At 56.1% G+C, this 9,032-nt stretch carries 10 protein-coding genes; 3 read left to right on the top strand and 7 right to left on the bottom strand.

Annotated features, from left to right (window positions below; all coding sequences use genetic code 11):
- Nucleotides 1-100: 100 nt before the first annotated feature.
- From AC1DYO_RS21745 to AC1DYO_RS21730, 4 genes are all read right to left on the bottom strand, one after another.
- On the bottom strand, nt 101-2,041 hold the full coding sequence (locus tag AC1DYO_RS21745) for an McrB family protein (RefSeq protein WP_477266562.1): 1,941 nt from the start codon (nt 2,039-2,041) through the stop codon (nt 101-103).
- Nucleotides 2,042-2,118: 77 nt separating this feature from the next.
- The gene (locus AC1DYO_RS21740; protein WP_477266561.1) at nt 2,119-3,135 is read right to left on the bottom strand and encodes a DNA-methyltransferase; all 1,017 of its coding nucleotides are present in this window, start codon (nt 3,133-3,135) and stop codon (nt 2,119-2,121) included.
- 687 nt (nt 3,136-3,822) lie between these two features.
- Nucleotides 3,823-4,938 carry an MrcB family domain-containing protein gene (locus AC1DYO_RS21735; RefSeq protein ID WP_477266560.1) on the bottom strand — a complete coding sequence of 372 codons (1,116 nt, stop codon included), beginning with the start codon at nt 4,936-4,938 and terminating at the stop codon, nt 3,823-3,825.
- 526 nt (nt 4,939-5,464) lie between these two features.
- Nucleotides 5,465-5,761 (bottom strand): hypothetical protein, encoded by a 297-nt coding sequence (locus AC1DYO_RS21730; protein WP_477266559.1) that lies wholly within the window; start codon nt 5,759-5,761, stop codon nt 5,465-5,467.
- Nucleotides 5,762-5,851: 90 nt separating this feature from the next.
- On the opposite strand from AC1DYO_RS21730, the gene AC1DYO_RS21725 reads away from it, so the two are divergent.
- Nucleotides 5,852-6,562, top strand: a complete 711-nt coding sequence (locus AC1DYO_RS21725) for an SOS response-associated peptidase (protein ID WP_477266558.1) — start codon at nt 5,852-5,854, stop codon at nt 6,560-6,562.
- Between the two features lie 136 nt (nt 6,563-6,698).
- On the opposite strand, the gene AC1DYO_RS21720 is transcribed toward AC1DYO_RS21725, so the two are convergent.
- The 3 genes from AC1DYO_RS21720 to AC1DYO_RS21710 all read right to left on the bottom strand — a co-directional run bounded on the left by AC1DYO_RS21720 (nt 6,699) and on the right by AC1DYO_RS21710 (nt 8,452).
- A complete protein-coding gene (locus tag AC1DYO_RS21720) occupies nt 6,699-7,361 on the bottom strand; it encodes a DUF2971 domain-containing protein (RefSeq protein WP_477266557.1) in 663 nt (220 codons plus the stop codon).
- A 116-nt stretch (nt 7,362-7,477) separates the two neighbouring features.
- Nucleotides 7,478-7,942 (bottom strand): hypothetical protein, encoded by a 465-nt coding sequence (locus tag AC1DYO_RS21715; RefSeq protein ID WP_477266556.1) that lies wholly within the window; start codon nt 7,940-7,942, stop codon nt 7,478-7,480.
- Between the two features lie 189 nt (nt 7,943-8,131).
- Nucleotides 8,132-8,452: a hypothetical protein gene (locus tag AC1DYO_RS21710; RefSeq protein WP_477266555.1), complete on the bottom strand. Its 321-nt coding sequence runs from the start codon at nt 8,450-8,452 to the stop codon at nt 8,132-8,134.
- Between the two features lie 100 nt (nt 8,453-8,552).
- Here AC1DYO_RS21710 and AC1DYO_RS21705 point away from each other — a divergent pair, with 100 nt between their 5' ends.
- Both AC1DYO_RS21705 and AC1DYO_RS21700 read left to right on the top strand, forming a co-directional pair.
- The gene (locus AC1DYO_RS21705) at nt 8,553-8,732 is read left to right on the top strand and encodes a hypothetical protein (protein WP_477266554.1); all 180 of its coding nucleotides are present in this window, start codon (nt 8,553-8,555) and stop codon (nt 8,730-8,732) included.
- An 11-nt stretch (nt 8,733-8,743) separates the two neighbouring features.
- Nucleotides 8,744-8,953, top strand: a complete 210-nt coding sequence (locus AC1DYO_RS21700) for a hypothetical protein (protein ID WP_477266553.1) — start codon at nt 8,744-8,746, stop codon at nt 8,951-8,953.
- The last annotated feature ends 79 nt before the right edge of the window (nt 8,954-9,032 follow it).

Genomic DNA, 9,032 nt, shown 5'->3' with positions numbered 1-9,032 from the left:
CACGGGGATTTGTCTGCCACTCCCTTTCGACCATTCTAGCTCGAGATGGGTTCTCGCCCCCCACGAAAAGCGGACTCTATGGAGAGGAGTAGTCATCACCTCAGCTTACGAATGATACGTAGCCGGTCGCATGAAGGCGGTCATGCATTGCATCCAGCTTTCGCCGTGACAGCGGGAGTTGATCAGCGGAGCCAGCAATCGTCAGCTTCCTCGCGGGTAGTATCTCTACCTTTGTGCCAAGACCCAGCGTGTAGCTCGCGCTCGGTGTCGAACCGGAATCGTTGCCGGAATAGAAAGCTGACAGGGCGCGAAGGCTATCGCTCAAGGCGCGTCGATTTCCGTGGATCTTCGGCAAGACTTTTTGCAGCATGGCATTGTCCAAGGCTTCTTGCCAAGTTGCCAGCACTGTAGCTTTTTCAACTCCGCCTAGTAGCTTGGTGCGTATCCATTCCGCGATGAAGATGAACACCTCCTTTGATATCCGGTATCCGAAAGAGAAGCCCACGGGCGAGATAAGATCGTAGGTTCCATCCAGAGCCACCACGATGCCGGCTCGGACCATTTCGAGCTCCTGGAGTGTAAAGCCGGAATCCACCAAGCCGTCGAGAATAGTTGCGGGATTGCCTACTGCGTACTTTTGGGTTTCACGAGCCTCAATTCCTCGCTTTAGCGCAACGTCTGCGTGGCCGATATTGATTGTGCCGCCTGGCTCGGTTCGGCTGGCCGCAAGAAGGTAATCGCTAGGGCGTTCTGCGTTCAGCTCGATAACATGAGCACGATCGAGAACCTTGGGCGAAAACATATACGTGGTTTCGTCTACGTTCACAGTGCCTATGAAAAACAAGTTGGCGGGGAGGATGAAGTCACGTCCCTCTGCAAGCATAGCCGTGGCTGCGGACGCCTCGCGACTACCCGAGTTGTCGGCCTCCAAAACGGCAGCAATGAGCTTGAGATCATCAGCGCCTATCAGCGAAATTCCGCTCTCTGCATCCAGGATATTTGCCGCCTCCATGAGCGACAAAAAGGGGGCAAAATATCGTTCGACATGGGATAGGTTCATCTCGTCAAAGATAAGGAAATGAGGAATGTCGGCTGAGTCCGGATGACTGGCCCGAAGGATCAAGCGTATTGTATCTGTGATCTCATAACTCTCGTGAGAGGAGGTGCCGTCGGCGAGTTTCCGCTCCTTGCCGAAGGGTGTGCGAAAGCCTAGGAGGCGCTTCGGCGAGGTCCAATCGGGGCCGACGGCGACAAGCTCAAATATCGCGCCCTCGATATGGCCCGTATGGTATCGCTGCAACCCCTCGGCAAGCTTTAACGCAGCGCGAGACTTTCCTGTACCCGATGGTCCAGTCAGGATAGCGAAGTTCTTGGCCGCAAGTGCGGCAACGAGCCCAAAGGAAACCTCGGAAAGGTTCTCTTCCTTCGTCTCACCGGCCGGCAACACCTTGGTCGGCAGATAGTCTTGAGGGTCAGGGCGGCTGGCGACAAATGGTCCACCATCGTCCGTCCCGGTAACGTCCACGGTGTCGTCGAATACAGCCGCTAATTCGCCAGGCGTGAGACCAATCTTGCTGACAAACCCGTCTCGCAGCCGCCCAAGGCGATCGGCGTCGGTTGTAGCTCCGGCGAGCAAGGGATCGAGGTCCTGCCCCCGCCAGAACCAAACAGCCGCCTCAGTGACATTGGGCAGAGGCTTACGTGTGTCGGATGTTAGCGCCAGCTTGGGTAGCAGGACCTCGTGACCGACTGCGAGACTGGCCTTACGGGGCTTTTCGTTTGTGAGGTCGATTACGTCGCGCCATGGTGTGCCTGAAATTGTCGAATTCGTACCGTTGGAGCGATACCGAACCGGCCGATAGCCGGTCTTGCCCGCCTCCAGGAGCGCGAACGGATTAAAGTAATAATGATCCTGGTCGGCAAGGTCGGCGCCGCCGATCTCTTGCAGCGCTTCGAGGAACGCCGGTTCGGACTCCGCTATAGCGACGCTTGCAGCGCCTTTGATTGCCAACGTGCGCTTTACGATCATGAAATCGAACAAGGGTGTCCTCTTGGCACGTGACTCGCCAAGCTGCTTTATCGACCTCGCAATTCGCTGTGCCGAAAGATACGTCGCCACTAGTTCACTCCGCCAGCACTCTTCTCAAGATTTTTGACCATCATTTTGCAGAATTCTTTCTTGATATCGATTCCAATGGCCCGAAACCCGTGCTTTCGCGCAAAAACTAAGCTGGTTCCGCTTCCAGAGAAGGGATCAAGCACGACACCCCGGGCAGGTGTGGTGGCGAGAATAGGAATTCGTACAAGCTCCTCTGAAAACCGCGCCTTGTGCCCATGGTGTAGCCCCCGAACGGGTGGCACCTCCCAAGTGTCCAAAGGCGGAAGAACTGACCCAGCATCGGTAACCCTGCCGACTTGTTCTTTGTTGAAGTAATACCACCGCTCTTTGACAAAATGAAAAACGTACTCGTGTGAAATCGAGCAACGGTCGCGTACCTGATCCGGGATAGGATTAGGCTTAAGCCACACATTGTCGTTTCTTACGGTCCAGCCTTCGTCTTGCATCGCTATCGCAAAGCGATGTGGTATCAGAAGAAGTTGCTTCGGAATGCACCATTTCCCGTCACCCTTCTTATCCTGAGGACGGATACCGAAGCGACGTGAGTTTTGTTTCGCTTCCCCGCTTTTGTGCTCTCCTTTACCGCTCCAATAGGTGTCGCCGATATTGACCCACATGCTTCCATTTGGGGCGAGAATCGGCTCGCATGCGTTGAACGTTGCGACCAGTTTTTCGATGAATTCTTTGGGGTGTTCTTCCAGCCCAATCTGTCCATCAACTTCATAATCACGCTGACCGTAGAATGGGGGGGAGGTAACGATGCAATTGACCATCATCCGCTGCTTAGCGAGTAGCGCAAGCGCCTCGGTGACGTCCATATTTAGGATAATGGAATGCTCGTCGGCGTAGTAAGCCTTTCTCTTCAGCACGGGCGATAAAAACACATCATCATCCACGATCTGCGGATGCATCGCATTGTTTGCTTTTGTGTTGGGTGTTCCTAAAGGCTCTGCACGCGCCCGTTTGGTTTGGCTAACATCTTTTCCAGCCACGATTTTTAGCACTACTTTCCCCATTCAACTGGTTCTTTCACGGAAAGCCCAAGCGGTTCGATGATTCACGGGCGGACTGACTGCCCAGGAAGTGACGCACTGGCGGTGTGTAAGCGCGTCTTGACATGAGCGGCCCGTCGCAAACGAATCAGGCTTGAGAAGTCTATGGGTACAGCCCAAGCGGGGGAAGGCCGATGCGTGCGACTCTGGGTGAAAAGCGGGGGGTACTTGAACGGCCTCGCTGGTCCATACCATCCATGATGTTTCAGGGCCGAAGCTGCTAGCTAAATGGTGGTCTGGCCAGAAGGTCGCCCAATTGGTGCCATGGGGGTTGCCACCTTGTTCGCTTCATGGTTCATCCGCCCATGAGCTTCCGCGATCCACCGAAGAAAACTACCATTGACCGGCTTGTATCCTTCTGGATGCTGATGGCGCTAGGCAGTGCGCCGTTGCTCCTTGTCGGGCTCTATCTCATGAAACTTGACGTTCCAGGGGCTTGGATCGTTGTTGCCCTCGTGGGGCTGGTTGGGCTTTCGTTTCCAACCGCAATGGCAGTCGGACTCGCTTTCGCAGGCTTCCGATACTTGACTGCCAAACGACGCTGATCGCAGGTTTAAGTTTCAGATCGCCCGACCAAGTGAACAACGGATGGCCTTCGACACACCCGCTTCCTGTCAGGCAAATAGAGGTTTGAGAGTCCGCTCCGTCGACCTAATGCCAACCAATGCCAGGCGTTGCGTATTGATAGGCCAGTGGTTTAAGCGAGACTTCGGAGATATCCCACCCAACAAGCGCTCGAACGGCGCCTGCACTGGCGATAGGCTTTGGTTTCGCATCTCGGGCAAGCTGGATGTTCTCGACGACGATCAACGCGTTTTGGGGCCAYGCCTTTCGCTGAGCGATTACCTCCTTTGCGGTCAATATGACGCTTGATGCCTGCCCTGTGGTCCCCTTCACTTCGATAAGGTAGGTGTTCTGGCCAAGCATGGCCTCGAAATCCCAGGAATGTTTAGCACTCTTGTCTTTGATGGATTGAAAGCCCAGATCGACCAACTTCTGTCTTGCAAGCTCCATTGCTCGAAGTTCTACTGCTTTGCGCTCCGCACCAGTCAGACCAAAGCCCTGGCCAGTGCCGGCGTTTGGATGTCCACGGTCAAATGCCGCAATGGCGGCCTCTATGGTTTCTCTTTGCAGCTCCGCCGCGTCCGGGGAGAGCCCAAGTCCTACGGCTTCATAGATTCTGCGAAGCGAACCCGCAAAACTGAGAGCATCCGACATTAGTTCATTGCTCGTAGGGATAGCGGAACGGGGATAGAACTTGGCGATGCACGTTGACCGTGCGTAAGCCTCGGCAAGCCGATTTGTCCCGGTCAAATCCACCGGTGTGGTCAAAGCGGGATCGTGCCAGATTTCATCCTTCAGTATGCCCCGGCCCCAGTCGACTAATTGCTGAATCTCCCGAATGGGCCTGGGGCGCGGATTGTGCCATTCCCACCGCGTGGATGCGTGACATAGGATCAAGTATACGCCGTCTCCTTGATACCTAAATAGATAGCCGCAATACCAACCCACGTGTGCCGCAGGCGAAAGGACCTCAGAATAGAATCGAACCCACGGGACACGGCTTTTAAGACCGGTGCCGTCTCGCCCCTCGATCCCCAAGGCGCTCGGCTCCAGATTTAGCGCTCCTGCTATTTCGGCTCGATGCGAACCCAGGAAGGTAGGGATGTCGTTACGAATTAAAGAGCCGCGCATCGACATAACGGCTGTGTTCTTCTCAGAGTATTGTGGCTGAAGATCACACACCTGCTCAAATAAGCTTTGCATCGTCACCCCCCCTCGACTTTTGGGAAACTATCTGAGTCGTGTTGAATTTCGCAATCGAACATGCGTGATCGACCTACGCTACCCTATCGTGTCCCCACGGGGTGCTTGCGCGGCAAACGCAGCTAAGAGCAAGTTCGGTGGCGGCGCTTGCGCTAGCGCTTCCGGTGGCGGCTTCCAGGTCGCTCCTCGCCGAGACCGGGGACGTGGAGTATCGCGGTGCCGTGGACCTCGCCAAGTTCGAATGCACCGGGGAGCTCGATAGTAGAGTATTCAAGCGGGCCTGCTACAACGCCGAGCATGGCCCATATGCTCATTCGGCTTAAGCAGGTTTGGTACTGTGAGATTGACCGAGATACCGTGTCCGCGCTGTTAGCGGCGGAATCCAAAGGCCCCTTCTACAACGAGAGCATCAAGGATTCAGGGACAGGCGGCAAGTTCGGGTGCAGAGACAAGCCGGTGCCCGAGTTCTAGGCAAGGACCGGACCTTGCTGAAGCCCACAAACGACCGTCGCCCAATGCGAGCCGCCTAGCGGGGATCAGGGAGTGACTGACCCTTGGTCCTTCTGAACCAAAGCACCGCTGCCAAAACGGTGAGGGTCGCGAGGTACGCTCCGAGCAACATCGGCGGCATCAGTAAGATTGCTTCAGGGGTGCCCATCAGCTTCACCTTTAGGAACTGGATAGTCAGCACCACGGGGACTGCGACAAGAGGGGACAGCCATAGCCAGCGGGGCAGCAGGAGGCCGACGACGACGGGTATCACCATCCAAACGTCAAGAATGGAGCCGAGAAATGAGCCGAGAATCATCGCCAGATAGGTCATGGGGCGAGCTTTAGGCGAGTTAGGAAACTAGTTCAATGACCTCCACGCGCGGCCTAGCGGACAGGAGATACTTGAGGCACATTCCCAGCCATGTGCAACCTCTACAACATCACCACGTCACAGGAAGCCGTCCGCCAGTGGACTGGCACACTGCGGGACATCTTGGGGAACCTTGAGCCGTCGATAGACATCTACCCCAACCGCCCTGGCCCGGTGGTCCGCAATGCGCTGGACGGGGAGCGGGAGCTTGCCAACCTGCTTTGGGGAATGCCGACCGAGCCCGATCAGGTCAAAGGCAAGGCCGATTCCGGTAGGCAGAACATACGCAAGACGAACTACCTTTACTGGCAGCAATATTTGGGTGTCGAGCATCGCTGCGTCGTGCCTGTGACGAGCTTCGCGGAGCCTAGCCCGGTTGACGTGAAGGACCCCGAAACCGGGGTCAAAAAGAACTACTGGTTCGCCATCAACGAAGACCGCCCACTGTTCTTCTTCGCTGGGCTGTGGACGCCTTGGCATGGGGTCCGCAAGGTTAAAGACGGTCCCGGCGACCACGAGGTTTTTGGCTTCCTAACGACCGAACCCAACGCCCTCATCAGACCGATCCACGCGAAGGCCATGCCTGTGATCCTGCGGACGCAAGAGGAGACGGAGACGTGGCTTACGGCACCTTGGTCGGAAGCGAAGCAGCTACAGCGTACGGCGCCGGATCATGCCCTTGTGATTGTCGAGAAACCGGCCACTCAAATCAAGTTCCTGCAACAGGCACCTCTGGCGCCGGCGCAAGGCTCGCTGTTCTAGGGCTGGGACGGCAATGAAGCATCTTCGATGAGACATCTAGCGCAAGCGCTGAATGACCGATTTGCGCCACCAACAATGGACATTGCGTCGATTTTGTCCTTCTAGCGGCATCTCCGCTGCCCTGTGGAGGTCGCCCCTATTTCCACATGCTTTCCTGCATGTTCCTGACAACTTTGAAATCGTCAAAGTCGGCCCGCGCTTGATAGGTTTCAACCGAATCAGCCACGCCTCCCAGCGCCTCGGCTACCTGAGAGCGCGTTACCGCACTTCGCGGCCCCACGATGACCGACTTCAACTGAAGGTGTGAAGAGAACGGTAGGAAGTAATGCACTTTGCGCTTTATCTCCTCTGCGTTCTCCAGCGGAAGAAAGAACCGATATTCCTCCTCATACTGCCAAGCGTCGAATTTCAACCTAAACAGCCGGTTCAGATGATCCTCACTGACGTCTTCCAAGCTCTTGCACCCAAAGGTCTGTAAGGTTGGGCGCTTCGTAACGTACTCAACCTCGCGGACCCGTGAGGGAAACGTAAAGAACTCAAGGGCGATCCCTGTGTAGCTCGCCCCGTAGTGGCTCCACATGAGGGGATGTGACCACTGTTTGCTCATGCAGATGATCCCAGTATGGCTGTTCACGTGTTCACGCACTCTGCGGAGTTCGATTCGGTCGGCCCTCCGCTTCAGAGCCAGCCCGATAAATTCGAACTCGTCGTTCAGTTCACTAATGCGCGAAATCCGGAGACGGCGTTCCCTGATGGCAAGGAGGCCGTATTTTGCGTCAAGGAAGCGGTAGAGAAGCATCGAGACTCCGGGTTCTTACTCTTCGGTGATCTTCATAGAGTTAGGCAGCCCTCGACCCTTTCTGGTCTTTTTCTAATCGACGGCAACGCTCTCCAGACAGGCCGGAGAAGTACTGGCTAGTGGGTATCGAAGTCGTTGTAGGGCGTCTGGAGGACGATACAGACGTACGCTTCGAGCAACGCTTGGCGTGTGGGGTTGGGCTCCGATACGTACCGAAAACTCATGCGGCGAATGCGTGCCTTGGCCTCCTTGAAAGCGGCCATGAAGTCAGGATTGAGCATTAGTCCGGCCCGGCTCTTATCGCCCTTCTGGTAGCTCGGCGTGGGGTTGCCGGTTGCCTCACGCGCCAACTTGAATGCGAAGCTTGCTCGGTTGTGGTCGGACGCGGGAATGCAGTGCCAGTCGTAGCGGTTAGTGATGTTCTTGGCCCGTCCGACGTAGAGGTGTTTGCCGAATTCTGAGAACAGGTAGACGCCGTTGACTTTATCTTTCGGCGCCGCTTCTGAAATTGGCTCCATCGCCATCAACCGTTCATACGACGGGTGAAGGCTTTCGATGATTTGCTGAAACCTCGGATGCACGAGTGACCTTTCCACATAGTACCCAGTGGGACCGCCACTCGTGTACCAGGCATGCCGAGGCGTTGGTACTCGTTATGGTGTAGTCGGCGCAAGAGCAGCGTGTCGTACACCACGCAATCGCTTCGGGCTCAATCCAGTCATCCATCGTGCGCGTCATTGATTACGGGAACAGGCCGAAAGCAGCTTTCCTCATTCCGTATCCTTCCAGATGATCCGACGCACCGTCCGAATTTCAGCAAGCCGCCTAACCCGGATGGCCTGCCGCTCCCGCGCCGTTGGGTTTTGCGTCTCGGCATGCATGCAGTCGTTCTTGCCGCACCGTTCGCAACTCATTTTGCTTCCCACCAACTCAGCATCAATGTCTCCGAAAATTTCCTTGAGGTCCCCCGGCTGATACCAGCGTTTGACACTGCAGAGCCCGCACCGGACAATCACCAACTGCCCAATTTCATGGGCATCGCTGAGCTTCCAAGCGCCGCCACGCTTTCGTCTTCCGTCATTGTCAGGCATCACCCAGAATAGGAATCTGTTCCTCCTGGAGTCAATTCGACCTTGACATATACGTTCTCTTTTTGTTCACTGCTGGCCACGCAGCGTTGGAGTGATTGCTATGGACCACATCGTGACACTGGGCAGCCGGCAAGAGGCTGCCCTTCAAGCCGTCGCCGATAGGTTCGTTGCCGTCCACAAGGGCGACGTGATGAAGGCGCTCAAGGAAATGATTGTTCTCAACGGTCGTCTTCAGGTCCAGCTTGACGCGCGTTCGGCACCACGCCGGGCGGCTCGATAGGAGGACCGGCCATGGGCATCATGCATCTGGACGCAGAAGCCAAAGCCGAATTGCACTCGGAAGCGGTGAAGCTGATCGCACGCTACGATAGCCCCCTTGAGACCGTGAAGGCGCTTATGGCCTACAACTGTGAGCTTGAGACCAAGATACTCGCCATAGCTCACCGGCATCCGGAGGTGGCAACCGTCAGCTATGACGATACTCCGGTAGTCTTGGGGTGATGGCGGACGTGAGCGACGAGGGCACGCTTCAAGGGCCCGAACACGTCACGGCGCCCGGCATCCAGCATCATTGGTGCGA

Source organism: Mesorhizobium sp. P2_F5, assembly GCF_056403715.1.
Note: the sequence above shows the minus strand (reverse complement) of the source record. Positions and strands in the feature narration are given on the sequence as shown.